23 protein-coding genes are annotated in these 26,655 nt (G+C 71.1%); 6 read left to right on the top strand and 17 right to left on the bottom strand.

Annotated features, from left to right (window positions below; all coding sequences use genetic code 11):
• Nucleotides 1-110 precede the first annotated feature (110 nt).
• Both LHJ74_RS17560 and LHJ74_RS17565 read left to right on the top strand, forming a co-directional pair.
• Nucleotides 111-983, top strand: coding sequence for a DUF6227 family protein (locus LHJ74_RS17560; RefSeq protein ID WP_260218984.1), 873 nt, complete (start codon nt 111-113; stop codon nt 981-983).
• A gap of 183 nt (nt 984-1,166) precedes the next feature.
• Nucleotides 1,167-2,510, top strand: coding sequence for a transglycosylase family protein (locus LHJ74_RS17565; protein WP_260218985.1), 1,344 nt, complete (start codon nt 1,167-1,169; stop codon nt 2,508-2,510).
• Here LHJ74_RS17565 and LHJ74_RS17570 read toward each other — a convergent pair.
• The 6 genes from LHJ74_RS17570 to LHJ74_RS17595 form a co-directional block, all read right to left on the bottom strand.
• The gene (locus LHJ74_RS17570) at nt 2,484-2,858 is read right to left on the bottom strand and encodes a DUF6343 family protein (protein WP_260218986.1); all 375 of its coding nucleotides are present in this window, start codon (nt 2,856-2,858) and stop codon (nt 2,484-2,486) included. The genes LHJ74_RS17565 and LHJ74_RS17570 overlap by 27 nt on opposite strands.
• A gap of 54 nt (nt 2,859-2,912) precedes the next feature.
• On the bottom strand, nt 2,913-3,506 hold the full coding sequence (locus tag LHJ74_RS17575) for an ABC transporter ATP-binding protein (protein WP_260219045.1): 594 nt from the start codon (nt 3,504-3,506) through the stop codon (nt 2,913-2,915).
• 125 nt (nt 3,507-3,631) lie between these two features.
• Nucleotides 3,632-4,642, bottom strand: coding sequence for an ABC transporter ATP-binding protein (locus LHJ74_RS17580; protein ID WP_260219046.1), 1,011 nt, complete (start codon nt 4,640-4,642; stop codon nt 3,632-3,634).
• A 50-nt stretch (nt 4,643-4,692) separates the two neighbouring features.
• A complete protein-coding gene (locus LHJ74_RS17585; RefSeq protein WP_260219047.1) occupies nt 4,693-5,586 on the bottom strand; it encodes an ABC transporter permease in 894 nt (297 codons plus the stop codon).
• A gap of 28 nt (nt 5,587-5,614) precedes the next feature.
• Entirely contained in the window at nt 5,615-6,583 is a 969-nt protein-coding gene (locus LHJ74_RS17590; RefSeq protein WP_260219048.1) for an ABC transporter permease, read from the bottom strand.
• A gap of 122 nt (nt 6,584-6,705) precedes the next feature.
• The gene (locus LHJ74_RS17595) at nt 6,706-8,295 is read right to left on the bottom strand and encodes an ABC transporter substrate-binding protein (protein ID WP_260218987.1); all 1,590 of its coding nucleotides are present in this window, start codon (nt 8,293-8,295) and stop codon (nt 6,706-6,708) included.
• 572 nt (nt 8,296-8,867) lie between these two features.
• Here LHJ74_RS17595 and LHJ74_RS17600 point away from each other — a divergent pair.
• Both LHJ74_RS17600 and LHJ74_RS17605 read left to right on the top strand, forming a co-directional pair.
• The gene (locus LHJ74_RS17600; RefSeq protein ID WP_260218988.1) at nt 8,868-9,692 is read left to right on the top strand and encodes an SAM-dependent methyltransferase; all 825 of its coding nucleotides are present in this window, start codon (nt 8,868-8,870) and stop codon (nt 9,690-9,692) included.
• A complete protein-coding gene (locus tag LHJ74_RS17605; protein ID WP_260218989.1) occupies nt 9,689-11,851 on the top strand; it encodes a putative bifunctional diguanylate cyclase/phosphodiesterase in 2,163 nt (720 codons plus the stop codon). Before LHJ74_RS17600 ends, LHJ74_RS17605 begins: the two co-directional genes overlap by 4 nt.
• Nucleotides 11,852-11,901: 50 nt before the next feature.
• On the opposite strand, the gene LHJ74_RS17610 is transcribed toward LHJ74_RS17605, so the two are convergent.
• Complete coding sequence (locus LHJ74_RS17610; protein ID WP_260218990.1) at nt 11,902-12,837, bottom strand: alpha/beta fold hydrolase; 936 nt, start codon at nt 12,835-12,837, stop codon at nt 11,902-11,904.
• Nucleotides 12,838-13,358: 521 nt separating this feature from the next.
• Between LHJ74_RS17610 and LHJ74_RS17615 the strand changes: the two genes are divergently transcribed.
• Complete coding sequence (locus tag LHJ74_RS17615) at nt 13,359-14,561, top strand: acyl-CoA dehydrogenase family protein (RefSeq protein ID WP_260218991.1); 1,203 nt, start codon at nt 13,359-13,361, stop codon at nt 14,559-14,561.
• Between the two features lie 141 nt (nt 14,562-14,702).
• Here the strand turns inward: LHJ74_RS17615 and LHJ74_RS17620 are convergent, their stop codons facing one another.
• From LHJ74_RS17620 to LHJ74_RS17640, 5 genes are all read right to left on the bottom strand, one after another.
• Nucleotides 14,703-15,272 carry a GAF domain-containing protein gene (locus LHJ74_RS17620; protein WP_260218992.1) on the bottom strand — a complete coding sequence of 190 codons (570 nt, stop codon included), beginning with the start codon at nt 15,270-15,272 and terminating at the stop codon, nt 14,703-14,705.
• A complete protein-coding gene (locus LHJ74_RS17625; protein WP_260218993.1) occupies nt 15,262-15,852 on the bottom strand; it encodes a GTP-binding protein in 591 nt (196 codons plus the stop codon). Before LHJ74_RS17625 ends, LHJ74_RS17620 begins: the two co-directional genes overlap by 11 nt.
• A complete protein-coding gene (locus LHJ74_RS17630) occupies nt 15,830-16,210 on the bottom strand; it encodes a DUF742 domain-containing protein (RefSeq protein ID WP_260218994.1) in 381 nt (126 codons plus the stop codon). The genes LHJ74_RS17625 and LHJ74_RS17630 overlap by 23 nt, the downstream gene beginning before the upstream one ends.
• A 4-nt stretch (nt 16,211-16,214) precedes the next feature.
• On the bottom strand, nt 16,215-16,631 hold the full coding sequence (locus LHJ74_RS17635; RefSeq protein WP_260218995.1) for a roadblock/LC7 domain-containing protein: 417 nt from the start codon (nt 16,629-16,631) through the stop codon (nt 16,215-16,217).
• A gap of 187 nt (nt 16,632-16,818) precedes the next feature.
• Nucleotides 16,819-18,774: a sensor histidine kinase gene (locus LHJ74_RS17640; protein WP_260218996.1), complete on the bottom strand. Its 1,956-nt coding sequence runs from the start codon at nt 18,772-18,774 to the stop codon at nt 16,819-16,821.
• Nucleotides 18,775-19,326: 552 nt separating this feature from the next.
• Between LHJ74_RS17640 and LHJ74_RS17645 the strand changes: the two genes are divergently transcribed.
• The gene (locus LHJ74_RS17645; RefSeq protein WP_260218997.1) at nt 19,327-20,118 is read left to right on the top strand and encodes a tyrosine-protein phosphatase; all 792 of its coding nucleotides are present in this window, start codon (nt 19,327-19,329) and stop codon (nt 20,116-20,118) included.
• Nucleotides 20,119-20,198: 80 nt separating this feature from the next.
• Here LHJ74_RS17645 and LHJ74_RS17650 read toward each other — a convergent pair whose 3' ends face one another.
• The 5 genes from LHJ74_RS17650 to LHJ74_RS17670 all read right to left on the bottom strand — a co-directional run bounded on the left by LHJ74_RS17650 (nt 20,199) and on the right by LHJ74_RS17670 (nt 26,530).
• Nucleotides 20,199-21,602: an aspartate aminotransferase family protein gene (locus tag LHJ74_RS17650; RefSeq protein WP_260218998.1), complete on the bottom strand. Its 1,404-nt coding sequence runs from the start codon at nt 21,600-21,602 to the stop codon at nt 20,199-20,201.
• Between the two features lie 84 nt (nt 21,603-21,686).
• A complete protein-coding gene (gene hpnH, locus LHJ74_RS17655) occupies nt 21,687-22,715 on the bottom strand; it encodes an adenosyl-hopene transferase HpnH (RefSeq protein WP_260218999.1) in 1,029 nt (342 codons plus the stop codon).
• A 7-nt stretch (nt 22,716-22,722) separates the two neighbouring features.
• On the bottom strand, nt 22,723-23,352 hold the full coding sequence (locus LHJ74_RS17660) for a phosphorylase family protein (RefSeq protein ID WP_260219000.1): 630 nt from the start codon (nt 23,350-23,352) through the stop codon (nt 22,723-22,725).
• A complete protein-coding gene (gene shc, locus LHJ74_RS17665; protein WP_260219001.1) occupies nt 23,352-25,439 on the bottom strand; it encodes a squalene--hopene cyclase in 2,088 nt (695 codons plus the stop codon). Before shc ends, LHJ74_RS17660 begins: the two co-directional genes overlap by 1 nt.
• 56 nt (nt 25,440-25,495) lie before the next feature.
• Nucleotides 25,496-26,530, bottom strand: coding sequence for a polyprenyl synthetase family protein (locus LHJ74_RS17670; RefSeq protein WP_260219049.1), 1,035 nt, complete (start codon nt 26,528-26,530; stop codon nt 25,496-25,498).
• Nucleotides 26,531-26,655: the final 125 nt, after the last annotated feature.

Here is a 26,655-nt window from a genome sequence, read left to right on the forward strand (position 1 = left end):
GCGCCCCCTGGTTCCGCCGAATCCGCCCGCGCACCGCGTTCGGGGCGCTACCGTGAGTGCGCGCGGGGATGGAGCGGTGGCCAGGCAGGCCGAGGCCGGGAGGGTTCCGCATGGGCGAGACAGTGGTTGCGACGCCGTCGCAGCATCTGCGGGTGCTCCTAGCCCGCGCGCAGAACCCCTTCGACGTCTCGGACCACGCGATCGAGCGGCTGCGCGGCGCCGTACTGTGCCATGTCGAACTCCAGGGCTGGCATCACCGCAACGCTCCCCCGCCGACGGCCCGGTGCAGCAGCTACCGCCACACCTTCCTGCTGGCCGACGGGGAGACGCGGTCCCTGTGGGAGTTGCGGCACGAAACCGGCGGTGACACCGGCCTGCCCTGGTACGAGCTCTACGAACACGAGGAGCCGCTCCGGCTCGCACGGCGGCGCGCGCAGCACCCGAGCGGTGCGGACGCGGGCGGTCCGGACGCGGGCGGCACGAACCTCGGCGACCATGCGCAGGAATCGGACCGCGCCCCGCGTCCCCTCCCGGAGCGAGGCACCGGCAGTGGCAGAGACACGGAGCTGGAGCCGGACCTGCACGGCGGCCGCGGCTTCATCAACTTCCTGGCCGCCGCGGGCAGGTCCGCCCGCACCCGCGCCTACCGGGAGAGCGACTCACCCGACCACGCCCGCAGGCTCGTACGCCGGGCCGAGAACCCGGACCGTCCCGGCGAGGAGACACTGCGGCTGCTCTCCACCGCGCGCGGCCACGAGATCGTGCACGTGCCCAAGCCGCACGCCGCCCCGCCGCCCTTCCAGGTGTGGTGCTCGGTCTACGAGCACGCGTTCCTGCTCGCCGACGGCACCGAGATCAGCCTCTACGAACTGGAGCACGATTTCTCCGGCACCGGCAGGCTTATCTGCGAGGTCTATCTGGAGGAGGCGGTGGCCGACCAGGCGGCCCGGCGCCGCGCACGGGACCGGGGCATAGACCTGTGACCCGCACGGCCCGCCGGGAGGGGGCGCACGCGATCCGCGGGCTGTGCTCCCTCCCGTGCTCCCTGGCGGGCCTTGTGGGCGGGTTTGCCCGCCCCGTAGTGTTCCGCCTGTCTGCCAACTCCCCTGCACGGGGGGCCAAGTTGCCACAGCACGACGCCGTACGGGCGTAGGGAGGACATGTCTGTGCCTGCACGAGGACGTCACCGTCGCTACAAGCCGAGCAGCGTTTCCCGCGCCTCGCTGACCGTCACCGCCGGAGGCGCGGGCCTCGCCCTGCCCCTGATGGGGGCCGGTGTCGCACAGGCTGCGCCCGAGGACACCTGGGACAAGGTCGCGGAGTGCGAGAGCACCAACCGATGGGCCGTGAACACCGGCAACGGCTTCTACGGCGGCCTGCAGTTCACCCAGAGCACCTGGGAGGCGTTCGGCGGCACCCAGTACGCCCCTCGCGCGGACCTGGCCAGCAAGAGCGAGCAGATCGCCGTTGCGGAGAAGGTGCTGGAGGGCCAGGGCCCGGGCGCCTGGCCGAACTGCGGCCCCGAAGCGGGCCTGAGCCGGGACAGTCCGGCGGCGCCCGCGCCGGAGGCGAAGCCCGCGCCTCGTTCCGCCTCCGCCAAGTCCGAAGCGCCCTCCTCGGACCGCGGCTCCGGGGCGAAGCGGGACGACGCGTCCGAGGAGCAGAAGAGATCGGAGCGGGCCGACAAGGCAAAGGCAGAGCGGCAGAAGAAGGCGACAACCTACGAGGTCATCGGTGGTGACACCCTCTTCTCCATCGCCGAGGACCACGAGGTCAACGGCGGCTGGCAGTCCCTCTACGAGCGCAACCGCCCCACCGTCGGCGGCGACCCCGATCTGATCTACCCGGGCGACCAGCTCCGGCTGACCGGTCCGGCGGCGAAACCCCGCGCCGCACCCGAGCCGAAGGCCCAGGAGCGCAAGAGCGACGCCCAGCCCAAGCAGCAGGCCCAGCCGAAACCGAAGCCCGAGCCCGCGCCCAAGCAAGAGGCCAAGCCTCAGCCGAAGCCAGAGCCGAAACCCGAGCCCAAGCAGGAAGCGAAGCCGAAGCCGAAGCAGGAAGCCAAGCCCAAGCCGAAGGAGGAGTCGAAGCAGGTCACCTCCGCCAAGGCCACCGCCCCGGTCAGCGGCGTCAGCCCGAGCACCGCGTATCGCGCTTCGGGCAGCAGCTGGTCGTCCGGCTATCACACGGGCGTCGACTTCCCCGTGTCCACCGGCACCACGGTCAAGGCGGTCAGCGACGCGAAGGTGGTCTCGGCGGGCTGGGCGGGGAGCTACGGCTATCAGGTGGTGCTCCGGCACGACGACGGCAAGTACAGCCAGTACGCCCACCTCTCAGCCATCTCCGTACGGGCGGGTCAGGCCGTCAACCCCGGCCAGCGGCTCGGCCGTTCCGGCAGCACCGGGAACTCCACGGGCCCCCACCTGCACTTCGAGATCCGCACCGGCCCGGGCTACGGCAGCGACATAGACCCGCTCGCCTACCTACGGGGACGCGGGGTCGGCATCTAAGGGCTGTCCCGTAATCCCTTCCCGGCGCCGACGGCGCAGGACTACCGCGAGGTCGGCCAGGGCGAACAGTGCGAGCGCCGAGCACACGAGGGCCAGCAGTCGCAGCGACCCCTCGCTCGGGGCGTCCGAGGGGCCGCTCTGGCTCATCCAGTACCAGAAGACGACGGCCCCCGCGACGAACAGCGGGACGAAGATCAGCGAGAGGATGTAACGCACCCGCAGGGCACTGCGCGCGGTGACCGGCTCGGTGCCGGTGCGCTCCCAGCGTCGCCCGATGACCCCGGAGCGCGACCTCGGCACGGGCCCGCGCGGTGCGGAGGGCGGGCTCTTCTGCTTGCGGTGCGGCATGATGCGCCACCTTCCGACGGCCGTACCTGCCGCGGCGACGCGACAGGACCTCCGCTACCAGTGTCCGCCCTGTTCCACCGTGCGGTCGCACCAGCGCTCCAGCAGCGTACGGTCGTGGCCGACCGCCAGCAGCGCCGCGCCGTTCTCCGCGCGGTAGGCCTCCACCACGGCGACCAGCGCGGCCGTGGTGGAGGCGTCCAGCATCGCGGTCATCTCGTCGCACACCAGCAGCCGTGGCCGCAGGGCCAGCGCGCGGGCCAGGCAGGCGCGCTGCAACTGGCCGTCGCTCACCTCGTGCGGGCGCCGGGCGAGCAGCTCCGCGTCGAGACCGACCGCCTCGGCCAGTTCGCCGCCCCGCCGTGCGGCCTCCTCGCCGCGCCCGTTGGCGCGCAGTGGCTCCGCGATCAGGCGGCTCAGGGTCAGCCGCGGGTCGGCGGCCAGCCGGGGCTGCTGAAAGACGACGCCGACCTTCGTGCGCTGTGCGCGCGGCGCGCGGTGGCGCCAGCCGCGCGCGGGTTCGCCGTCGAGCAGCACGCTGCCCGCCCAGGGCTCGTGCAGCAGCGCGGCGACCCGGGCCAGGGTGGATTTCCCGCAGCCGCTCGGGCCGAACAGCGCCACGGCCTCGCCGGGGCCGACGGTGAGCGTCATGTCCTCGACCACGGGTTTACCCCGCTGGTAACCGGCGGTGATCCGCCGCAGCTCGAGGGCGGGCGGCGTGGTGGCGGCGCGCGAGGGCCCACCGGGTGCGGCTGCGGGTGCGGGTGTGGAGCCGGTCATCGGTCGTCCCCCTCGGGTGCTGCCGCCGTCGACGGTGCGCCCACGACGGCCGGTGCCCCGGCGGTCAGCGGAAAGTGGCAGGCCGTGCCGTCCACCAGTTCGGGTGTCTGCGCGCAGGCTTCCTCCGTGCGGGTGCAGCGGGGGGCGAAGGCGCACCCGGCGGGCAGTGCTCCCAGCTCCGGCGGCATACCGGGGATGGGGACGAAATCGCGCTCGGGGAGGGCAGCCCGCAGCCCGTGCGCGTACGGGTGGCGGGGGCCCGGCCCGCCGAAGAAGTCCCGGCCCGGGGCGAGCTCCACGACGCGGCCCGCGTACATCACCGCCACCCGGTCGGCGATCCGTTCGGCCGCCGCCAGATCGTGGGTGATCATCAGCAGGGCCCGCCCGTCGTCGACGTGCCGCCGCAGTTCGGTGACGGTGTGCTCGACCAGTTCGCGGTCGAGTCCCGTCGTGGGTTCGTCCGCGATCAGCAGGGGGGCGTCCGCGACGAGGGCGAGCGCCGTCGCCGCGCGCTGAGCCAGGCCGCCGGACAACTGGTGCGGGTAGTGGTCCAGATGCCCTGCGGGGAAGGCGGCCCGCCCGGCGGCGGCGAGCGCGGCGGCGCGCACCTCCCGCCGGGGGGTGCCGGTCAGCTCGCGTACGGTCTCCTCCAGCTGGGCCCGAACCGTCCGTACGGGCGAGAGGTGCGCGGCGGGGCTCTGCGGGATGAGGCCGATGCGCCGACCGCGCACCGTACCGGCCATGGTCCGCTCGTCGGCCCCGATCAGATCGACGGCGTCGCGGGCCTCGAAGGCGCCGGGCTCCGGCTGTGCACCGTCGTGCAGCTGTTCACCGCCGCCCAGCAGTGCCCCGCCGCGCAGCTGGGCGTTGCCGGGCAGCAGGCCCAGCAGCGCGGAGGCGAGTACCGACTTGCCGCAGCCGCTCTCGCCGACGAGCGCCAGGCACTCCCCCGCGGCGAGATCGAAGGAGACATCGCTGACCGCCTGGATGTACCGGTTCCCGCGCATGCGGAAGCGTACGGACAGGCCGGTCACGGACAGCAGCGCGCTCGGGGCACTCACAGCATCAGCTCCGATCGGCGCCGTGGGTTGATCCGCTCCCGCCAGGCTCCCGCGAGACCCGCGATGGCCAGGGTGGGAATGATGATGAAGAGTCCGGGGAAGAGGGTGGGCCACCAGTCGCCCGCGAGCAGCGACCCGCGCGCGGCCTCGGTGAGGCCGCCCAGGCTGGCGCGGTGGGCGGGCAGTCCGAGCCCGAGGAAGGAGAGCGCGGATTCGTGCCAGATCGCGTGCGGCACCATCAGCACGGCGGCCAGCACGGCCTGCGGCAGGACGCCGGGCACCAGGTGGCGCAGGGCGACGCGGGTCCGGGACGCCCCGCCGGAGATCGCCGCGTCGATGTAGGGGCGGGAGCGCAGCGAGAGCACCTCCGCCCGGACGATCCGCGCGGTGGAAAGCCAGTGGGTGAGCCCGACCGAGAGCACGACGGGCCAGACGCCGGGGCGGAACATCGCCACGATGAAGATGCCGAGCAGCAGGTGGGGGACGGCGGAGAAGACGTCGACCAGCCGCATCATCAGCCGGTCTGCCCGGCCGCCCAGTGCACCGGCCGCCGCGCCGACGGCGGTGCCCAGCACGGTGGCGACCAGGGCCGCGACCAGGCCGACCAGCAGCGAGACGCGCAGTCCGTAGACGCATCGCAGCAGCAGGTCGCGGCCGAGGCTGTCGGTGCCGAAGGGGTGCTCCCAGGACGGCGGGCGCAGCTTGGCGGTCAGCTCGACCGCCTGCTGGTCCACGGGGAACAGCGGGGGTACGAGCAGCACGGCCAGGACGACGGCGGCCAGCAGCACGGCGCTGACCCGTACCCGCAGGGTGCGGGCGGCGCGGCCGGTGCCGGCGGCGCGGGCGGCACCGTGTGCGCGGGCGCTAGTCCAGCCGTCCTCGGTCTTCATCGGAGTCGGTTCTTCGACGGCCATCGGGTCACATCTCCTCGAAGGCGACCCGCGGGTCGGCCAGCCCGTACAGCAGGTCGGCGAGCAGGTTCCCGGCCAGGACCGCGAAGGTGGCGAGGACCGTGAGCGCGGCCAGCAGCGGGAAGTCGGCGGCGGTGGCGGCCTCCACGGTGGCGGAGGCGATGCCGGGCCAGGAGAACACGGTCTCGATCAGCAGCGCGCCGGTGATCAGTTCGGGGACCCGGGAGCCGATCAGGGTCAGCACCGGGAGCAGTCCCGAGCGCAGCGCGTGGCCGAGCAGCACGGTGCGCTCGCGCAGCCCGCGGGCCCGCGCACCGCGCACCGGGTCCTCCTCCAGCGCGTCGCCGACGCCCTGGCGCACGTAGAGCGCGAACCACGGCAGCTGGGAGAGGGCCAGCACTCCGGCGGGCAGCACCAGGTGGTTCAGCAGTCCACCGGGGGTCACCGCGTCGCTGCCGGTGTCGCTCAGCCCGCCCGCCGGGAACATTCCGAGCTGCAGCGCGAAGAGCCAGACCGCCAGCAGTCCGGTCCAGAACGGCGGCGCCGCCTGCAGCAGATACGACAGCCCGGTGACGCACCGGTCGAGCAGCCCGCCCCGGCGGCGGGCGGCGGCCACGCCGAGGCCGGTGCCCAGCAGGACGGCGACGGCGAAGGCGACCGCGCACAGCAGGGCCGACCAGCCGATGCGCTCGCCGATCACCTCGGCGACGGGCTGCCGCATGGAGGTGGAGTGGCCGAGGTCGCCGGTGACGGCGTGGGTCAGCCAGTGCCACCAGCGTTCGACGAACGAGCCGTCGGCGCCGAGGTTGGCGCGCAGTTCGTCCAGCGTCTCCTGGGAGGCGCTGCGTCCGGCCGTACCGGCGTACTGGGCCACCGGGTCGAACGGCGAGGCGGCGGCCAGTGCGAAGACTCCGAAGGTCACGGCGGCGAGGACGGGCACCGCGGCGAGCAGGCGGCGGCCGGTAAGCCGCGCCATCGCCTTCCGCCGCTCCGCGCCGGGCGCCGGGCCCGGCGGGTGCTCCAGCTCCGGCAGGTGCTCCGGTGCGGTCTCCGGCGGCGTCGGCGTCTTCGGTGCGACGGCCCCGGTGTCCGGTGCGGTCACTTCTTCGGCTGCCAGTCCTCGACGTTCCACCAGGGGCCGTGGCCGAGTCCGTGGTCGTGCGGCTCGGTCTGGGTGCTGACACCCGACCAGTCGTCGTTCATCACATAGAGGTGGTCGATGTGGGTGAGGAAGGTGTAGCCGGGCTCCTCGGCCAACTCCTCCTGGACTGTTGTGTAGGCCTTCTCCCGGGCGCTCTTGTCGTCGCTCTCGCGGCCCTCTTCGAGCGCCTTGTCCACCTTGGGGTTGTCGTAGGCGGCCATGTTGTTGTAGCCGTCCAGGGCGAGTGAGGAGTGCAGCAGGGTGTAGAGGTCGAAGTCGGGGTCGGCCGGGCTGCCGCCGCCCGCGAGGACTGCGTCCTTCTTCATCCGCGGGTCGATGACCTCCCAGCTGCCGGACTCCACCGTGATGTCGATGCCCGCCTTCTTGGCGTCGGTGGCGTAGCCGAGGGCGTGTTCCTGGCGGAGCCGGTCGCCCGCCGGGTAGAGGAGCGTGAACTGCGCGCGCTGCCCGTCCTTGGCGCGTATGCCGCCCTTGCCGGGCTTCCATCCGGCCTCGTCGAGGATCTTCTTCGCCCCGTCGAGGTCGTGCTCGCGCTCGGTCCCGTCCGCGAACCAGGGGCTGTCGACGGGCACCGGTCCGTAGGCCGCCTTGCCGGCGCCGTTCAGGATCGACTTGACCATGGCTTCGCGGTCGACGGCGAGGTCCAGGGCGCGGCGGACCGCGCGGTCGCCGGTTACCTTGTTCGCCGACGGCAGGGTCACCGCCCGGTAGTCGGCGCTCTTGGCGGCCAGCGTCCGCTTGCCGGACTCGTCCTTGAAGGTCTTGGCGAGGCTGGGCGGAAGGATCGCGGCGTCGAGGTCGCCCGCGCGCAGCCTGGTGGCGCGCACGTCGTCGTCGGTGATGATTGCCATGGTGAATTTCTTCACCTTGGGAGCGCCGCCCCAGTAGTCGGGGTTCGCCTTGAAGCTGAGCTTCTCGCCTTTGCTCCAGCCGGTGACGACGTACGGCCCGGTGCCGACCGGTTCGGTGTTGTACGCGCCGGTGTTGACGTCCTGCCCCTCCGCGATCTCCTTGGCCGCGATGGGGAGCACGGTGCGCTCGGCGAATGCGGCGTAGGGGTACTTGAGGGTGAAGACGACGCTGTCGTCGCCCTTGGCCTCGACGCTCTCGATGGCGTCGAGTTCGCCCCGGCTGGCGTTGTTCGTCTTCTTGTCGAGCACGGTCTCGTAGGTGAAGACCACGTCGTCCGCGCCGAACGGCGTGCCGTCGCTGAACTCCACACCCTTGCGGAGGGAGTAGGTGTAGGTCTTCCCGTCGGCGCTGACCTCGGGGAGCTTGGTGGCCAGCGCGGGCTTGAGCTTCATGGCGGCGTCGTGCCGCAGCAGCCCGTCGAAGATCTTCGAGTTGCCGTCCTTGCCGTATCCCAGGAGCGGGCTGAGCGTGTCCGGCTCCTGGGCTATGCCGACAGTCAGCTCGTCCGAGGAGCCGCCGTCCTCGCTGCTGGGATCCGAGCACGCGGCAGCGCCGGCGAGCACCGCCGAAGCCGTCACCACGGCGGCTGCGGTCCGTACGGTTCGGGCCGTCATCATTTCACTCCCACTGCTGCCGACTGCTCTCACGGACTGCTGATAAGAAGATGTTATTGCGAACAGCTCGCAATTAAACACCATCGCGGGTGACCACCGTCCTGCGGTCGCGTACACGCACGCGGGGCGCGCGGGGCGCGCGGGGCGCGCGCGCCCCGCGTATCTATCCGGCCACCTTCAGATCGGTGCGCCGCCGAACCCCGCACGTGCGCGCCCCTTACACGTGTGCACATGCACAGGGCATGTGCGGGGGGCCAGAGCGTCAGTGCCGCCAAGGGATGCTCCCGTGGCCCCCGGCCCGTCCCCGAGAAGCCTTTCAGCCCGTCAGCGGCCCCTGAGGCGCCTGGTGAAACGGCACACCAGGCGAGCGCCGCGCGCGAGTGCGCCCGAGGGTGGCGGGTAGAACGGAGACAAGCCCTCCATGTCGCGCGGAGTTTCCCTTCGGAGGGGGTCGGAGTTCTTAACTTCGTGACAAGATCCAGCCGTTGAGTCGTTGTTTCCGCACCCGCGGCGCCGCGGGGTCAGTAACCTCGGTCCCGACCGGCAAGCCGATGACAAAGCTGGAGACCTTGATGGAACGTCCCGCCTGGGCCCCACAGGGCATTGATCTGACTGTCCCGAGCGTGTCCCGCATGTACGACTACTACCTCGGCGGATCGCACAACTTCGAGGTGGACCGGGAGGCCGGACGGAAGGCGATCGAGGGCTGGCCGGGAGTTCCCAAGATCGCGCAGGCGAATCGTGCCTTCATGCGCCGGGCCGTCGGCTACGCGGTGGGCGAGGGTGTCACCCAGTTCCTGGACATCGGATCGGGCATTCCGACCTTCGGCAGCGTGCACGAGGTCGCTGCGGGTCTGGACCCGGCAGCCCGGGTCCTCTACGTCGACAACGACCCGGTGGCGGTCGCGCACAGCCGGGCCGTGCTCCAGGACTCCACGCAGGCGGAGGTCGTCTCAGCCGACTTCCGTTCCCCGCAGGACGTGCTGCACAGCCCCGAGGCCGCCCGGGTGATCGACTTCGGAAAGCCTGTTGCCCTGCTGCTGGTCGCACTGCTGCACTTCGTCGAGGACAAGGACGACCCGTGGAAGACGGTCGGCGAGTTCCGGGACGTGCTCGCGCCCGGCAGCCTGCTCGTCGTCAGCCACGGTTCCGCCGACAGCGAGGCCCGCAAGCCCGTCAGGGGAGAAGAGGCAATGGACGTCTACCGCAGCATCGGCTCCCCGGTCGTGATGCGTCCCGAGAGCGAAGTGCGGCGCTTCTTCGACGGCTTCGAGATCGTCGAGCCCGGCCTGGTCGCCATGCCCCGCTGGCGCCCTGACACGCCGCCGGAGCAGGAGGACCCGGTGGTCTTCACGGGCTTCAGCGGTGTGGGCGTCAAGGCGGGACTCCACGGGTGAGTACCGCGCCGTACGGCCTGAAGACTTCTGAGAAGGACGGGCTCCGCCGTTTCGCGACAATCTGGAGTCGCGCCGTCTATCCGGCGACGGCCACCTCCATGAACCGCGTCGAGTTCGAGGAGTACCTCCTCCCGCTGGCGGGCCGCCTCAGTGAGGCCCTGCACGGCCACCCCTTCTCCCCCGCCGTCGGGATCGAGGTGGGCGAGGCCCTGGTGGCCGCGCACTGCACGGACCCGGCTTCGCTGCCGCACATCCTCGGGGTCGTCGAGTCCTATCTGGTGCTCTACAGCTCCGCCGACGCCCAACTCCCCGTCGACGAGGGCCGTGCCCGGTGCTCCCGGCTCCAGCACGCGATAGCGGCGGGCTTCTCCCGCTCGCTGCGCGAGCGCACGCGCTCCGAGCAGGAGGCGCTCTCGCGGGCCGCCCTCGCCGCGCAGACCGCCGTCGAGGAGGCCCTGCACACCAGTGAGACACGCTTCCGTGCGGTCTTCGACGATGCCACGATCGGCATAGGCATCGCGGACATGGACGGCCGCATCCGGGATGTCAACGAGGCGATGGCCCGGATGTTCGGCCGCTCGCAGGAGGAGCTGCGGCGGCGCAGCGTCAATGACTGGGTGCATCCCGGCGACGCCCCCGACCTGTGGCGTATGCACCGGGAGCTGGTGCGCGGCGAGCGGGACCACTTCCGGGTCGAGAAGCCCTACCCCCGCCCCGACGGCACCGTCCTGTGGACCAACCTCACCTTCTCCCTGCTGCGCGGCGCGGAGGGCGAACCGCGCTACCAGCTCGCGCTGATGGAGGACATCACCGAGCGGCGGCTGCTGCACCTGCGGCTGCGCTACGAGGCCACCCACGACGAGCTGACCGGGCTGCCCAACCGCACGCTCTTCACCGAGCGGCTGGAGCGGGTGCTCTCCGCGGGCGAGCACTCGCGGCGGTTCGGCGTGTGCTATCTCGACATCGACGGCTTCAAGGCGGTGAACGACAGTCTGGGGCACGCAGTCGGCGACCAGTTGCTCATCTCGGTCGCGGAGCGGCTGCAGTCCTGTGCGACCTCGCCCGACCAGCTGGTCGCCCGGATCGGCGGCGACGAGTTCGTGGCCCTGATCACGGACCCCTCGGGCCGCGACGAGGTCACGGAGCTGGCGCGGCAGGCGCTGGCGGCGCTCGCCACCCCCATCACCATCGACGGCCGGGAGCTCTCGGTACGGGCCAGCATCGGCATCGTCGAGGGGCCCAGCGGCGAACTCGGCCCGGCGGAGGTGATGCGCAGCGCCGACATCACCATGTACCGGGCCAAGGACGGCGGCGGCAACCGCTACGAGCTGGCCGACCCGGATTCGGACGCCCGGGCGATAGACCGGCACAGCCTCACCACCCGGCTGCCGGGGGCACTGGAGCGGGACGAGTTCTTCCTCGAGTACCAGCCGCTGATCCGGATGAGCGACGGCCGGGTGGACGGAGCGGAGGCGCTGGTGCGCTGGCACCACCCGGTGCACGGCCGGCTGGGCCCGGACCGCTTCATCCCGCTCGCCGAGCACACCGGACTGATCGTGCCACTGGGGCGCTGGGTGCTGGAACAGGCCGTACGGCAGGCGTGCACCTGGGAGAAGCAGCTCGCGGCCATCGGCAAGGTCCGGGATCCTGCCCAGCCGCTGCGGGTCAACGTCAACCTCTCACCGCGTCAGCTGCACCACCCCGATCTGGTGTCCGACACGGTCGCGGTGCTGGAGACGGCGGGGGTCGAACCGTCAACGCTCTGCCTGGAGGTCACCGAGAGCGCCCTGATAGGGGCGGACGAGGACGAGCTGAAGCCGCTGCGGCAACTCGCCGAAATGGGCGTGGAGATCGCCCTGGACGACTTCGGCACCGGCTATTCGAATCTGGCCAACCTCCGCCGCCTGCCCGCCACCACGCTCAAGCTGGACCGCTCCTTCACCCAGGGTCTGCAGAAGCACCCGGCGGATCCGGTGGACGTGACGTTCGTGGGCGGGATCGTCTCACTGGCGCACGCGCTCGGGCTGCGGGTGACGGTGGAGGGCGTGGAGACGGAGGCACAGGCGCACCAGCTCCGGGAGTTGGGCTGTGACACAGCGCAGGGCTGGTACTACGCGCGGCCCGCTCCGCCGGAGGAGATCGGCTGCTGGACCAAGTGACGACCTCCCCCACGCCCTGTCGGAGGGGGAGGTCCTCAGGGCAGGCCGGCTCATCCGGTCCGGGGCAGCCGGCGCTCCAGCCAGTCGAGCAGGTCGGCGGTCACCTCTTCGCGGTTCGTCTCGTTGAGGATCTCGTGCCGGGCTTTCGGGTACGCGCGCCAGCTGAGGTCGGACAGCCCCAGGTAGCGGAAGTCCTCCAGCAGTTCGTATACAAGGGTCAGGCCGCTGTGGCAGGGGTCCTGGTCCCCGACGGCGAGGTGCACGGGCAGTCCGCGCGGGATACGGCTCTGCTGGGCCGGGTCGTTGATCTTGCGGACACCGCGCACCCAGTCCAGTGAGAGCCCTGCGCTGAACGGGAAGCCGCAGCGTTCGTCCGCGACATAGCGGTCGACCTCCGTCTCGTCCCGCGAGAGCCACTCGAACCCGGTCCGGTGCTGGTAGCGGTCGTTGAAGCTGCCGAAGAGTTCGGGCACGAATCCGGAGAGCCGGTCCCGGCCGCCCTCCTCGATCTCCGCCTGGAGCCGCCGGATTGCCGTCTCCGGTTCGCAGCCGGGAAGCGAGCGGAAGGTGCCGGACAGCACGAGCCCCGCCAGCTGGGAGCCGTACTCCTGCGCGTAGTCGCGGGCGAGCTGGGAGCCCATGCTGTGTCCGAACAGGACCTGCGGGGTGCCTTCGGGAAGCTCCGCCCGCAGCCGCTCGCCGACTGCTCTGAGGTCCTCCACGGTGGCGCGCCAGCCGTCGGACGGGCCCACCACGCCGTAGCCGCCGGTGTGCGGGGCGGTGCCGCCGTGGCCGCGGTTGTCCGAGGCCGCCACCGCGTAGCCGTGGCCGGTGAGGGCGCGGGCGAACCGGTCGTAGCGCCAGGCGTGTTCGGCCGCGCCGTGCGCGATCCGTACGAGTGCGCGGGGCGGGCCGTCCGGCAGCCAGGTGAGGGTGGCGACCGGGGTGCCGTCCGCCGCCCGGGTGAAGTCGTTTCGTGCGTCCACTCGCGTCGCCTTGCCTTCCCTGATTGTCAGATCATCCGCAGCGGGGCAACCGTAGCCGCCACCCGGCCCGGCGTGAAGGAACTCACGCCCGTGAGTGTTCGCGTCGTCACACGGCAGCACGGGCAACATGCATACTGGAGCACACCTGTCCGAATCTGACCCCCTCCCGCCGATTCGTCGCAGGCCGCGGGGGGAAGCGCGCCGGACACGCGCCCACCTCACACGGCACCTCCTCAACTCCCACCCATACTGGAGGACTTCGCGGGGTAGTGCGTCTATGCCAATGGGTAATGCTGACGGGGTAAGCCCAACGGCCCCGGTACCGACGAGCTCCTGCGCGGGCCCGCACAGCGTGGTGAGGATTGCAATGGAGGGGATTCCGGACAACCTCACGGAACGATCTTGAACTATCGGCGTGACGTAGACGATGTTGGTCTCGGTCGCGATGAGGACGGTACCGCTGCCGCAGCACGACCCCCGCTCGGTGCGCGAGCGGGGACCTCGCCAAGGAGGACCCATCCATGGATCGCTACTTCACAGACCGGCACCATCAACAGCTGCGTCACGAAGTGCGAGAGTTCGCAGAGCGGGAGGTCAGGCCCCGGATACCCCAGATGGAGGCCGAACGGACCGTCTCCCACTCGCTGTCCCGCCTGATAGCCCGTCAGGGCTGGATCGGCGTCACGGTGCCCCGCGGATACGGGGGCATGGGCGCCGGGCATCTTGCCAAGACCATCATCATCGAGGAACTCTCCCGCGAGAGCGGGGCGATGGGTGCCATGGCGCAGGCGTCCCAGCTCGGCGTCGCGAAGATTGTCCACTTTGGCAATGAGGAGCAGAAGAAGAGCTGGCTGCCCGCGATCGCCGCCGGCGAGTGCCTGCCGACCATCGCGGTGACCGAACCCGGTTCGGGCGGGCATGTGCTGGGCATGACCAGCACCGCGGTGCGGGACGGTGACGACTACGTCCTCAACGGCAGCAAGGTGTTCGTCGGCAACAGCCATGTGGGCGATCTGCACGGGGTCGTGGTGCGCACCGGGCCAGGCTCCAAGGGCCTGTCGGCGTTCCTTGTGGAGGCCGACAGGCCCGGCTTCAGCCTGGGCGAGCAGAAGCCCGCCATGGGCCTGCACGGCTTCAGCTTCGGTGAGCTGCGCTTCGACAACTGCCGGGTGCCTGCCGCCAACATGCTCGGTGCGGAGGGCAACGGCCTCTCCGTCGCGTACTCCTCCAGCGTGCTCTACGGGCGGGCCAACCTGACCGCCGTCTCACTCGGCATCCACCAGGCGATCCTGGACGAGACAACCGGCTTCTGCGCCGAACGTGAGCGCTACGGCGCGCCGCTGGCCGACCTCGGTGCCATCAAACTCAAGCTCGGGCAGATGCAGTCCCGGCTGATGACCGCACGGCTCGCGGCCTACCACGCCGTGCACCTGCTGGACCGGGGGCTGTCGTGCGATGCGGAGCTGATGAACGCCAAACTCGTCAACGTCGAGTACGCGCTGGACTCGGCGCGGGACGCGATGGAGATACAGGCAGCTGCCGGGCTGTTCACCGACCGGCCCGTGGAGCGCTATCTGCGGGACGCGCACCACATCTTCGCCCCGGCGGGCACCTCGGACATCCAGCGGCTGCGGCTCGGCGAGGTCGCGCTGGGGACGGCGAAGGGCTCGTGGTCCGAGAAGCTTTCCGAGCTGGTCCAGATGGAGCCCAGCGCGCTGTGCTGAACGGCGTGGCGCCGCCCCCCGGCCGCCGGGGTTGCGCCACCGCGGCGCCGTCCTCCCGGAGGGCGACGCTCGCGGCGACAACTCCCGGCGAAGTCGGGGGAGGCTGAAGCTGCGGCCGCGCGACGCGGGCGCATACCGCGATCAGGAACGCTCGCGCTCCCGCCGGTGAATCTGGTCCACCAGGTCGGCGGCCATCGTCTTGATGGTCTCCAGCCCCTGGCGGCCCCATGGGCGCGGCTCCTGGTCGACCACGCAGACCGTACCGAGCGCCATCCCCGTACGGTCGATCAGCGGAGCGCCCAGGTACGAGCGGATGCCGATCTCGTCCACCACGGGGTTGCCCGCGAAGCGCGGGTAGTCGCAGACGTCCTCCAGTACCAGGGCCTTGCGCCGGACCACGACGTGCGGGCAGTACCCGTGGTCCCGCGCCATCACCCGGCCGACTCCGGCGGTCTGCGCCGGGGCGGGGCCGAGCCCGACCGCGTGGTCGGCGGCCGGCGCGTAGAGGCCCCCGAAGTACTGCCGGTTCTCGTCGATGAAGTTCACCATCGCGTACGGAGCGCCCGTGATGCCGGCGAGCTTGCGCGCGAAATCGTCGAACTCCGGTACGGGTACCTCGCCGATCCCCAGCTCGCGCAGCCGCAGGACCCGCTCGGGCGCGTCGGCGTCCTCAGGAGTCAGAAGCAGGTGGGCCGTTGGGTCATATGACATCGATGACATGCTGACTCCTGGAGTCGATCAGGTGCTGGACTAGGGATACGAGTACCTGGGTACCCGAGTGTGACTGCCGGGCGTCGCAGAGCACGACGGGGATGTCGGGTTTCAGATCTATCGCCGCGCGTACCTCCTCCGGGTCGTAGTGATAGCCGCCGTCGAACTGGTTGACCGCGACGATGAAGCCGATACCGCGGCGCTCGAAGAAGTCCACGGCGGCGAAGCACTGCTCCAGGCGGCGGGTGTCCGCCAGCACGACGGCTCCCAGCGCACCTGCGGACAGTTCGTCCCACATGAACCAGAAGCGCTCCTGGCCGGGTGTGCCGAACAGGTAGAGCACATGATCGGCGCTGAGGGTGATCCGGCCGAAGTCCATGGCGACGGTGGTGGTGGTCTTCTTCTCCACCCCCTCCAAATCGTCCGTGGCCACGCTGACCTGGGTCAGCAGCTCCTCCGTGCTCAGTGGCTCGATCTCGCTGACCGAGCTCACCAGGGTGGTCTTGCCCACCCCGAAACCGCCGGCGATCAGTATCTTCAGTGCGGTCGGAAAGAGGTCAGAGTCGTTTACGGAGCCCATCCAGCACCGCCTCCAGCAGGTCTCGGTCGGTCGGGTCGGAGCCGAGCGGCGCCCGCTCGGGCGCGCGAGCGGTAATGGCACCGCAGTCCACCAAGTCCGAGAGCAGGACCTTGGCGACCATGGCGGGCTGTCTGATGTGCGCGGCGATCTCTGCGACGGACAGGGGTCCGCCGCAGAGGCCGAGCACGTGGGAGTGGTCCGGACCCAGGTAGCTGTGCGGCCTGGTCCCGGTGGCCATCACCAGGGTGAGCAGATCGAAGTGTGCCGAGGGCTTGGTACGGCCGTCGCTGACGGTGTAGGGGCGGACCAGCCGCCCCGCGTCACCGTCCAGCCACGGGCCCTCCACGATTTCGGACATCCGCTCAGTGTCCCGCCGGCTGCCGGATGGGCGTCGCCAGATACGGGCGGACGCTCTTCACCAGCATGGCCATCTCGTAGCCGAGCACGGCGGCGTCCGCCTCGCTCCCGGCCAGCACCGCCAGACAGGCGCCCTGTCCGGCGGTGGAGACGAAGAGCAGCGAGGTGTCGAGTTCGACGACCACCTGCCGCACCTCCCCTCCGTCACCGAATCGCACGCCGGCGCTCCGCGCCAGCGAGTAGAGCCCGGAGGAGAGGGCGGCCATATGGTCGGCGGTGTCGGTATCCAGCCCGTGAGCGGCCTTCACCAGGCCGTCCGAGGACAGGAGGAGGGCGCTGCGCGAGTGCGGTACGCGCTGGACGAGTCCGGTCAACAGCCAGGACAGGTCCGGCGTCTGGCCGATGGGCGCTTCGCTCACCATGATCGCGTTCTTCTCCTTGAGAGGCGAGGGGCGGCTGGGGGGTTCGTCAAGGCAGCGCCGACCTCCCCCTGGGCCTGGCGGCCCGGGAGGGGCCCCGTCGATGGGCGGGGCTCATGGCGCGTGGTGGGTACGGATGCAAGGCGGAGGGCCGTCCTCCTCGTGGGCGGGACTGTGACGACGACACCCCTCAGGGGGTGGGCCGGGGAGTGTCCCCCTCCTGGGCGGAGGGGTCACCGTCGCCCGAGTCCGCGAGGCTGGTGCCCCGGCGGAACGCGGCCATCAGACCGGGGTCGTGCCCGGCATCCGGATCGTCGGGGGATGTGGCCGCGGGAACGCGAGGCGGCTCACGCAGCTCGGCGACGAGGTGTTCCTGGCGGCGGCGCTTGGGCAGCTGGGGACGGAGGCCCTCGACTGGTCCCGGCGGCGCCGGAGCGATGGGCCCCGGGCCGGGCGGATAGCCCGCGGGCTGCCCGGCGGAGCCGTGTGCGGCCATCGGCTCGGGCGGCCGGTGCTGGGCGGGCGGCTGCGGCGGGGAGGGCCGCACCGCCTCGGGGAGCGGCGCCTCCTGCGGGGCGGAGTAGGGCTGCCGGACGGCCGGGGGCTGCTGGGGCGCGTATGTCTGCTGCGGAATCTGCTGTGCCGGCAGCGGCTGCGTCTGGTGGACCTGCGTCTGAGGAGGCTGAGCCTGCTGGGGCCGGGCCTGCTGGGGCTGTCCCCCGTGCGAGCCGGAGGTGCGGGCCTGTGCGTCCGACTGCGCCGCCGTCGCCCGCTGGTGCTCCTGGACGTGCGACAGCTCGGCCCGTTCCGCCCGCATCTGCGCCGCCGCGTTCACCGCACTCTGGGCCGGAGCCGCCGCCTGCTTCGCGCCCTCCGTCGGGTCGCCGAGGAGTACCTGCGGCAGTACCAGCACCGCCTGGATGCCGCCGTAGATGTTGCTCTGCAACTGCACGACGATGCCGTGCCGCCGGGCGAGGGCGGAGACCACGAACAGGCCGATGCGGCCGTCCGAGAGGAGTTCACCCACGTCGAACTGCTCGGGGTCGGAGAGCAGTTCGTTCATCCGGGCCTGTTCGTCACCGTCCATGCCCAGGCCGCGGTCCTCCACCTCGACGGCGAGTCCCGCCGTCACATGCTGGGCGCGCAGCAGGACCTGGGTCTGCGGTGCCGAGAACACACTGGCGTTCTCCACCAGTTCGGCCAGCAGGTGGATGACGTCGGCGACGGCGTGGCCGCGCAGCGTGCCCTCGATCGGCGGGACCAGCTTGACGCGCGAGTACTGCTCCACCTCGGCGATGGAGGAGCGCAGCACCTCGGTCATGGTCACCGGGCGGGTCCACTGACGCCGGGAGACGGCGCCGCCGAGCACGGCGAGGTTCTCGGCGTGGCGCCGGATGCGGGTGGCCAGGTGGTCCACATGGAAGAGGCCCTTGAGCAGGTCCGGGTCCTCCACCTCGTTCTCCAGCTCATCCAGCAGTTCGATCTCACGGTGAACGAGGGACTGCAGCCTTCGGGCGAGGTTGACGAAGACCTCGACCTTCTCCTCGCTGCCGCTGGTGCCCGCGCGGACCAGGGCCGCCGCCTCCAGCACGGCCGTCTCGGCGGTGCGCTGAGCGAGGGTCAGCTCGTGGGCCAGCAGGTCGAGAGCGTCGCCGGAGGGCTCGACCGGGGCCGGCTGACCGGCCCGGGGCGCGGACGGCTGCGGCCGCTCCCCCTGTTCGAGACGGTGCAGCTGCGCGCGCAGCTCGGACTGGCTGCGCTCGGAGGAGCGGCGCAGCGCCGTGTACCGCTGGAGGGTGGTCCGTGCCTCGGAGGAGGCGAAGAGTCCGGCTCCGACGACCACCGCGCACGTCACCAGGAGCGAGCCGGCGAGGACGCCCCACAGGGTGGCTCCGTCGCCGCCGGCATCGGCGGTGCCGCCGCCGTCGGTGCCCTGGGCCTGCATCACGTACGCCACGACGGCGGCCGCCAGGACGGCCACGATCGCGGTGGGCAGGACCGCGAGGCGGACCATGCGGCGGCGCACCACGGCATCGCCGGCGGTCTCGCGCGCGGAGCTCCGGCCGTGCCGCGCACGGGGCTCGGGCGAGCTCGACGGGACCACCGCGGTGTGCGCGGGCGCGGTGTGCGCGGCTGCGGTACGCATGGAAGCGGAGGCCCCCCTTCCTGTCTGCGCCGCGTAGCTCGGGGGTTCAGGCATCGGTTTCCTCGGTTGACTTGAGGTCTGTCTGTCTGGCTTGCTCGAAGGCACGCCGACTCTCACAGTGCCGTGGGCCACGCTAACCGTCACGACGACGCCGAGCAGGCGCAGATGACATATTCGCCACCTCTCGCCAGCTCCTAACGAGTGAACCTGTCGGGCACGCGTTTGAACGGGCCAGCAGATCATAACGCCCTTGTGGAATAGGGAAGTTACATGGCCTTGCGACGGGGAAGCCCCGGCGGGGCGGATTCCCGTCACATGCCGGACCCTAAACGGAATGTACGGCACCGGAGCACGGAGGTGTTCCGAACCGTCCTCGAAGGGCGAGGGGCACCGCCCGTGTCATGACACCGCGGTCATATGCGCCGTCCGGCGACGCTCGCACCGTACCCCCGTGACTGATTGCCCCCGGCACCCATGTCGTAGGCTCCGCGTATTCTCGGTCCGAGGCCCCCGACAGGCTCTCAGACGCCACCTCGGATCGAAGGAGCGCCCGTGACACAGGATGCCGTCGAGCCCACGCTCGCAGGGATACGCAACTTCCGGGACGTCGGCGGGTTGCCGGCAGCCGACGGCCGGCGCCTGCGGCGCCGAGTCCTCTACCGCAGCGGCCACCTCGCGCACGCGACCTCCGCGGACGTCGCCTTCCTGAGCGGCCTCGGGCTGCACACCGTCTTCGACTTCCGCAATGCGGCCGACCAGGCCCTGGAGGGCCCGGACGCGGTGCTGGACGGCACTCGCAACCTCAACATCCCGCTCACCGACCCGGCCGACGGCGTCGAGTTCTGGCGGATGGTGCGGGACGGCAGCCTCGCCCAGCTGCGGACGGCACTCGCCGACGGGCAGGCGGCGGGCCGGATGACGGACGCCTACCGCACCATGATCCACGGCCGCACGGCCGAGCACAGCCGCGTACTACACGCCCTCGCTGAGGACAGCGTGCCCGCGCTGATGCACTGCGCGGCGGGCAAGGACCGTGCGGGCGTGTCCGTGGCCGTGACACTGCTCGCGGTAGGGGTGGGGCGGGAGGCCATCGAGACCGACTACCTGAAGTCGAACTCCCCCCAGCACCGCTATCGCGTGCACCGGGCCGAGGATGCCGAGGGCGGCCTGTCCTCCGAGGTCATGGCACTGCTGGCGCCCCTCTTCGACGCCCGGCCGGGCTATCTGGCCGCCGCCTTCGCGGCGATCGACGAGAGATGGGGCGGCACGGAGGGCTATCTCACCGAGGGCCTGAGGCTCTCCGGCCCGACCCGTGAACTGCTGCGGGAGCGGCTGCTCGACTAGGGCGTGTTTCTCGGATCGCCGCAGGCCCGAGAAGACCGCCCGGACAGGGCTCAGGGTCTGGGCGGGCTCGCCCTCTTCGTTCACCAGGCGCCCTGGCTGCTCCGCCTGCCTGCCACCGTCTGCTTCATCAGAGTCCGGCCGAAGTCCCACATCAGCCCGCCGCCGGTGTGCGCCTCGTCCATGACCTCGGTGAACGCGCCGAGGAAGCGCTCCACCTCGGGTTCGCCGATGATCAGCGGCGGGATGAGCTTGATCACTTCCAGATGGTCTCCGGAGACCTGGGTCAGAATCCGGTGCCGCCGCAGCAGGGGCGCCACCACCATCTGCGCGAAGAGCCCCTTACGGGCGGTCTGGAGCATCGTCCAGCGGCTGCGCAGGCGAAGCGAGGACGGTCTGCCGAACTCGATCCCGATCATCAGGCCGCGCCCGCGCACCTCGTGCAGCAGTTCGTAGCGCCCGACGAGTGCGGCGAGGCCGGAACGCAGCAGTTCGCCTGTCCGCCGGGCATTGGCCGTGAGGTCTTCGTCCTCCATCACCTGGAGGGTGGCCAGCCCTGCCGCCATCGCCTGTGCGTTGGAACCGAAGCTGGCGGAGTGGACCAGCACCCTGTCCATCGAGGAGTACACCTTCTTGAAGATCCACTCCTTCCCCAGTGTCGCGCCGACCGGCACATACCCGCCCGACAGCGCCTTCGCGACGCACACCAGATCCGGGTCCACACCCTCCTCGTGCTGGTAGGCGAAGAAGTCGCCGGTGCGGCCCAGGCCCGTCTGGACCTCGTCCACGATGAGCAGTGCACCCCGCTGGCGCAGCGCCTCCCGTGCGGCCCGGAGGAAACCGGGAGGGGTCGCGTGCACTCCCTTGCCCTGTATCGGTTCGATCACCAGAGCCGCGACGTCGCCACGCTTCAGCTCACGTGTCAGCGCCGCGAGATCACCGAGCGGAATCGGCGTATCCGGCAGCAGCGGCGCGAAACCTTCACGAAATCCACCCTCCCCGTTGACGGAAAGCGCACCTGTGGTGAGCCCGTGAAAGGCGTGGTCACAATAGAGAACTCGGGGCTTTCCGGTGGCGGCCCGGGCGAATTTGAGCGCGGTTTCCACCGCTTCCGTCCCGCTGTTGCCGAAGAAGACCCGATCCATTCCCGGCGCGCGGGCCAGCAGTTTCTCGGCGAGCAGTCCCGGCAGCGGCGGGCAGTCGAAGCGGGTGAGGTCCGCGAGGCCCGCATCCAGGACGTCATGCAGCGCCTGCCGTACGACCGGGTGGTGCCGCCCCAGGCCCATGACACCGAAACCGGCGAGCATGTCCAGGTAGTCCTGCCCGTCGGTGTCGTAGAAGTAGGCGCCCGCGGCGCGGTCGTAGACCTTGTCGAAGCCGATGGTGCGCAGCATCCGGGGCAGTTGGTGGTTCAGATGCCGGGAGTGCAGCGCGTAGCCCTCCCCGCCGCGCTCGGCCAGCAGCTTGGCCAGGTCGAATTGGCTCACGCGTTGCTCTCCTGCCTCTCCCTCTCGCCCGCTTCCGTCCCGTCAGGCTCCCCCGGCTCTGCTCAGCCGTCGCCGCGCCGTGGCCTACGACCGGGTGCGGTTTCCGCCCACCGTCTCCCGCGCGGCCCGCAGCGACTCCTTGAGCGAGCCCATGGTGGCCAGCACGGCGGTGGGTTCGTAGCCGCAGTGCGCCATGCAGTTGGCGCACCGGTCGTCCCGGCCCCGGCCGTACTTCTCCCAGTCCGTCTCCTCCACCAGCTCCCGGTAGGTGGGCACATAGCCGTCGCTCATCAGATAGCAGGGCCGCTGCCAGCCGAAGAGGGAGTAGTTGGGGATGGCCCAGGCCGTGCACGGGAAGTCGGCCTTCCCCTCGAGGAAGTCGAGGAAGAGCGGGCTGTGGTTGAGCCGCCAGCGGCTCCGGTTGCCGCCCTCGAACGCCTTGCGGAAGAGCTCCCTCGTCTGCTCGACACCGAGGAAGTGCTCCTGGTCGGGCGCCTTCTCATAGGCGTAGGCGGGCGAGATCATCATCTCGTCGACCTTCAGGTCGTCGTTGAGGTAGTTGAGCACCTCGACGACGGTCTGCGGGGTGTCGGTGTTGAAGAAGGTGGAGTTGGTGGTCACCCGGAAGCCACGCCGCTTCGCCTCCTTCATGGCGGCCACCGCTTCGTCGAACACCCCTTCCTTGGCAACGGATTCATCGTGCCGCTCGCGGAGCCCGTCGACATGCACAGCAAAGGCGAAATAGGGGGATGGGGTGAACTTGTCCATCTTCTTGCGCATCAGCATGGCATTCGTACAGAGGAAGACGTACTTCTTCCGCGCCACCAACTGCCGCACGATCTCGTCGATCTGGGGGTGCATCAGCGGTTCGCCGCCCGCGATGGACACCATGGGCGCGCCGGACTCCAGCACCGCGCCCACCGCCTGCGCGACCGGCATCCGCTGTTTGAGCACACCCGCCGGGTGCTGGATCTTGCCGCAGCCCTCACACGCGAGGTTGCAGGCGAACAGGGGCTCCAGCTCCACGATGAGCGGGAACTTCTCCCGCTTGCGAAGCTTCTGTTCCATGAGATAGGTGCCGATACGGATCGTCTGACGAAGCGGCATGGCCATTTCTGGCTCACCTCCGTGGGAGCAGCAAGGTTCGGTGCCATTCAGAGAACGCGGGCAGGACCGCGCGCAGGACGCGAAAAGCGGATATTCCCCCCTTCAGCGTCCCGAATCTGATCAGTTCGTGCTGTGGTGCATCCACCACCACCCGAACGGCGGCGACAGGGCGGTCCGGCACCCCCCGCACGGCGGTGCGGAGGGTAGCCGCCGACTCCATGTCGACCGCGAGGGCTCCCGTGCCGCGCAGGGCGGCCCGCTCGGCGCCCCGGACGACATGGCCGGAGCCTGCGAGCGGGCCGGTGTGCAGAGTCCCCAGCGGGGCGAGCGCCTCGGCGAGACGCCTCGTTTCCGTGCAGCGCGTACGGCCCTCGTCGTCCCGGGTCTCGGTGGCGAGTACCAGGTCACCGGGATGCATGCCGGGGGCGAGTCCGGCACAGAAGCCGGTGGCGATGACCGCGGTGCGTCCCGGCTCGGGCTCGCCGCCCAGCGCACGGGCGACCCCGCGCTCCGCGGCCTGCGGGCCCATGCCGGTACGGAGCACGGTGACCAGCCCGCGGGCGCCCCCGCGCAGGGCGAGCCGTTCGATGCCGAGCGCACAGGCGATCAGCAGCGGATCCGCCGGGCCGGTCGGAGTCGGCATCAGCTCTCCCGGGCCCCGTGGGTCTCCAACGGTTCCAAAGCCCCTTCGGCGCCGTTCAGATAGCGGCCGAGCGCGGTCATCGGGAACACCATCCGGTAGAGGTGGTAGTTGATGGAGAAGTCCCAGGGGAAGCCCGTCCCGGTGAAGTGCGGCTCGTCCCAGGAGCCGTCCTCCTGCTGGGTGCGCGCGAGCCACCGCACCCCGCACTCGACGCTCTTGGAATCCCGCTCCCCCGCGGAGAGCAGGGCCAGCAGCGCCCAGGCGGTCTGCGAGGCGGTGGAGACGCCGCGGGCGATCCATTCCCGGTCGGGGTAGGAGCGCAGATCCTCGCCCCAGCCGCCGTCCTCGTTCTGCACGCTCTCCAGCCAGTTGACCGCGCGCCGGATCGCCGGATGGGACTCGGGCACCCCGGCGGCGACGAGCGCGGGGACGACCGAGCCCGTCCCGTAGAGGTAGTTGACGCCCCAGCGGCCGAACCAGGCGCCGTTCGCCTCCTGTTCGGCGAGCAGCCAGGCGACCGCCTGGCGGTTGCTCGGGTGGTCGCGCAGACCGGTCGCGGCGAGCATCTCCACCACATGGGCGGTGACATCGGCCGAGGGCGGGTCGATCACCTCGCCGAAGTCGCAGAACGGCAGGCGGTTGGGAAAGCCGCTGGTGTTGTCGGCGTCGAAGGCGCCCCAAGCGCCGTTCTTCGACTGCATACCGAGGTTCCAGCGCGTCGCGCGCTCGATCGCCGCCTCCACCCGGGCGGGGTCGGGGTGCCGCACCCGGCGGAGCGCCAGGACCACCTCGGCGGTGTCGTCGATGTCGGGGTAGTTGTCGTTGTGGAATTCGAACGCCCAGCCGCCGGGAGCCAGTCCGGGCCTGCGCACCGCCCAGTCCCCGGGGCGCACCACCTGCTCGTCCAGCATCCAGTCGGCGGCCTTGACCAGCGCCGGGTGATCGGCGGGCACTCCGGCGTCGGCGAGCGCGATGGTGGCCAGACAGGTGTCCCAGACCGGGGACTGACACGCCTCGATCATCCGGCTGGGGCCCGCTCCGTCAGCGCCGCCCGTGGCGGTGTCCTCCTGCCAGATCGCGTAGCGGTCGAGCGACTCCAGACCGGCGCGCATCACCGGGTGGTCCAGGTCGTACCCCAGCAGGCGCAGCGCGATGATCGAGTAGACGGCCGGCGGCTGGATACCGCCCCAGCAGCCGTCGTTCTCCTGCCGTTCGATGATCCAGCGCGCCGCGTCCTTGAGGGCGGCGCGGCGCAGCGGCCGCACGGCGATCCGGCGGTAGAGGTGCAGGCCGAAGTCCAGCCGCTGGAAGACGCCCTCCCAGCTGGCGACCGGGGACCAGCGGCGCGAGCGCCCCGGAGCGGCCGCGTCGCCGCCCAGCTCGTCGAGCGCGAAGGGGGCCGGGCGCACCGGGCGGAGCGCGGAGACCACGGTGAGCGGGACGATCGTCTGGCGGGCCCAGCAGCCGAAGTCGTAGATGTTGAGCGGGAACCACTTGGGGAGATAGATGATCTCCGGCGGCAGTTCCGGCAGGTCCTCCCAGCGCCACCAGCCGAAGAGGGCGAGCCAGATCCGGGTGAAGACCCGGCTGTCGGCGATTCCGCCCTGTCCGCGCACCCAGGCGGCCGCGGAGGCCATGTGCGGGGCGTCCGCGGCGTCACCGGCCAGCCGCAGGGCGACGTACGCCTCGATGGTCACGGACAGATCCCCTGGGCCGCCGTGGAAGGACGCCCAGGTGCCGTCCTCACGCTGCCGGCCGCGGATGAACCGGGCCGCCGCCTCGGTCGTCGGCGCGTCCCGGATGCCGAGGAACTCCCTCAGCAGCAGGTCCTCCGCGTCCATGGTGACGTTGGTCTCCAGGTCGCCCTTCCACCAGCCGGCGGTGTCCTGAAGGGACAGCAGGTACTCCACGGCGCGTCTGCTGGACTGCTCGGCGGCCCGGATGAGCCGGTCCTTCTCCGCCGTCCCCCCGGCGCTGTCCGGCGCCGCACCGTTGGGTGACGCGCCGTTGGGTGACGCGCCGTTGGGTGTCTGGGAGAGTGCGCGGGGCCGAACTGCCCCGGTGCTGCCGTCGGCCGTAGCTGTCATCGCTTCCCCTTCCGCAGTGTCCGCTGTGGAGCCCTACGCGCAGCCCGGAGGTCACGTCACCGCTGGCGTACGACCACGAAGTCGGCGAGCGCGATCAGTTGCCCGCGTACCACTTCCGGCATCTCGACGCCGCGGAGCGCCTTGATGGCCGTGGAGTGCTGCCGCCGGGCCTCTGCCGCAGTCCATTCCCTGCCGCCCGCCTCCTCGATCAACGCCGCGCGGGCCGCGAACTCTTCCTCGTCGAAGTCCTCGAACTCCTGCTGGCTCTTCTTCACATCGGCCGCCATCAGCTCGGCGAGCTGCTCGGCTGCCGGACCACGGGCGGAAAGTGCCGAGACCACGGGCAGGGACTTCTTACGCTGACGCAGGTCACTCCAGGCCTGCTTGCCGGTCGCCTCCGGATCGCCCCAGACACCGAGCAGGTCGTCGATCGCCTGGAAGGCGAGGCCGAGGTGATAGCCGTAGGACTCCAGCGCGTCGGCGGTGCGGTCGTCGGCGCCGCCCAGCACCGCGCCGATGGAGGTGGCGCAGGCCAGCAGCGCGCCGGTCTTGTTGCCCTCCATCTCCAGGCATTCGGCGACGGTGACCCGCTCGCGGTGCTCGAAGGAGATGTCCTGCGCCTGACCGTCGATCAGCTTGCGTGTCGCTGAGGTGAGGCGGCGGGTGGCGCGGCCGGCCTCGGGGGTGCCCAGCTCCAGCAGGATCTCGTTGGCGAGGGCGAAGAGGGCGTCTCCCACGAGGATGGCCTGGGCGGGCCCGTGCACCTTCCAGACGGTGTCCCGGTGGCGGCGCTGCTCGTCACCGTCCATCAGGTCGTCGTGCAGCAGCGAGAAGTTGTGCACGAGCTCGACGGCGACGGCTCCGGGAATACCCGTCTCGGGCGTCGCGCCCGCCGCCTCGGCGGAGACCAGGGCCAGCGCGGGCCGTACGGACTTGCCGCCGTCGGCGGCGGAGGGACGGCCCGTGGCGTCGATCCATCCGAAGTGGTAGGCAGCGACCGTGTCCATGGGCGGCGCCAGCCGGTCCACGGCGGCGCGCAGCCCAGGGGTGGCGAGCGTACGGCTGCGCTCCAGCAGGGCGTTGATGCCCACGGTGCCGCTGCCGCCGACACTGCCGCCGCCGCTGCTGCTGCCGCCGCTGCCGCTGAGCTGGTCCGTAGTCACGGGGTCTCCTTCAGGTTCTTCGGTGTTGCTGGTCCTGCTCGTGCTGCTCGTGC

Origin of the sequence: Streptomyces gossypii (genome assembly GCF_025165795.1) — a bacterium.
GTDB classification, from domain to species: domain Bacteria; phylum Actinomycetota; class Actinomycetes; order Streptomycetales; family Streptomycetaceae; genus Streptomyces; species Streptomyces gossypii.

Excerpts from the sequence above, each read along its gene's own strand:
- LHJ74_RS17640 (WP_260218996.1), bottom strand. The coding sequence starts at position 18,774 with ATGCGTACCGCAGCCGCGCACACCGCGCCCGCGCACACCGCGGTGGTC.
- LHJ74_RS17660 (WP_260219000.1), bottom strand. The coding sequence starts at position 23,352 with ATGCCGACTCCGACCGGCCCGGCGGATCCGCTGCTGATCGCCTGTGCG.
- LHJ74_RS17580 (WP_260219046.1), bottom strand. The coding sequence starts at position 4,642 with ATGCGCGGGAACCGGTACATCCAGGCGGTCAGCGATGTCTCCTTCGAT.
- LHJ74_RS17630 (WP_260218994.1), bottom strand. The coding sequence starts at position 16,210 with ATGTCCGAAATCGTGGAGGGCCCGTGGCTGGACGGTGACGCGGGGCGG.
- LHJ74_RS17575 (WP_260219045.1), bottom strand. The coding sequence starts at position 3,506 with ATGACGCTCACCGTCGGCCCCGGCGAGGCCGTGGCGCTGTTCGGCCCG.
- LHJ74_RS17615 (WP_260218991.1), top strand. The coding sequence starts at position 13,359 with ATGGATCGCTACTTCACAGACCGGCACCATCAACAGCTGCGTCACGAA.
- LHJ74_RS17585 (WP_260219047.1), bottom strand. The coding sequence starts at position 5,586 with ATGAAGACCGAGGACGGCTGGACTAGCGCCCGCGCACACGGTGCCGCC.
- LHJ74_RS17635 (WP_260218995.1), bottom strand. The coding sequence starts at position 16,631 with ATGGTGAGCGAAGCGCCCATCGGCCAGACGCCGGACCTGTCCTGGCTG.
- shc (WP_260219001.1), bottom strand. The coding sequence starts at position 25,439 with ATGACAGCTACGGCCGACGGCAGCACCGGGGCAGTTCGGCCCCGCGCA.
- LHJ74_RS17600 (WP_260218988.1), top strand. The coding sequence starts at position 8,868 with ATGGAACGTCCCGCCTGGGCCCCACAGGGCATTGATCTGACTGTCCCG.
- LHJ74_RS17620 (WP_260218992.1), bottom strand. The coding sequence starts at position 15,272 with ATGTCATATGACCCAACGGCCCACCTGCTTCTGACTCCTGAGGACGCC.
- hpnH (WP_260218999.1), bottom strand. The coding sequence starts at position 22,715 with ATGGCCATGCCGCTTCGTCAGACGATCCGTATCGGCACCTATCTCATG.
- LHJ74_RS17595 (WP_260218987.1), bottom strand. The coding sequence starts at position 8,295 with ATGACGGCCCGAACCGTACGGACCGCAGCCGCCGTGGTGACGGCTTCG.
- LHJ74_RS17560 (WP_260218984.1), top strand. The coding sequence starts at position 111 with ATGGGCGAGACAGTGGTTGCGACGCCGTCGCAGCATCTGCGGGTGCTC.
- LHJ74_RS17625 (WP_260218993.1), bottom strand. The coding sequence starts at position 15,852 with ATGGGCTCCGTAAACGACTCTGACCTCTTTCCGACCGCACTGAAGATA.
- LHJ74_RS17570 (WP_260218986.1), bottom strand. The coding sequence starts at position 2,858 with ATGCCGCACCGCAAGCAGAAGAGCCCGCCCTCCGCACCGCGCGGGCCC.
- LHJ74_RS17590 (WP_260219048.1), bottom strand. The coding sequence starts at position 6,583 with ATGGCGCGGCTTACCGGCCGCCGCCTGCTCGCCGCGGTGCCCGTCCTC.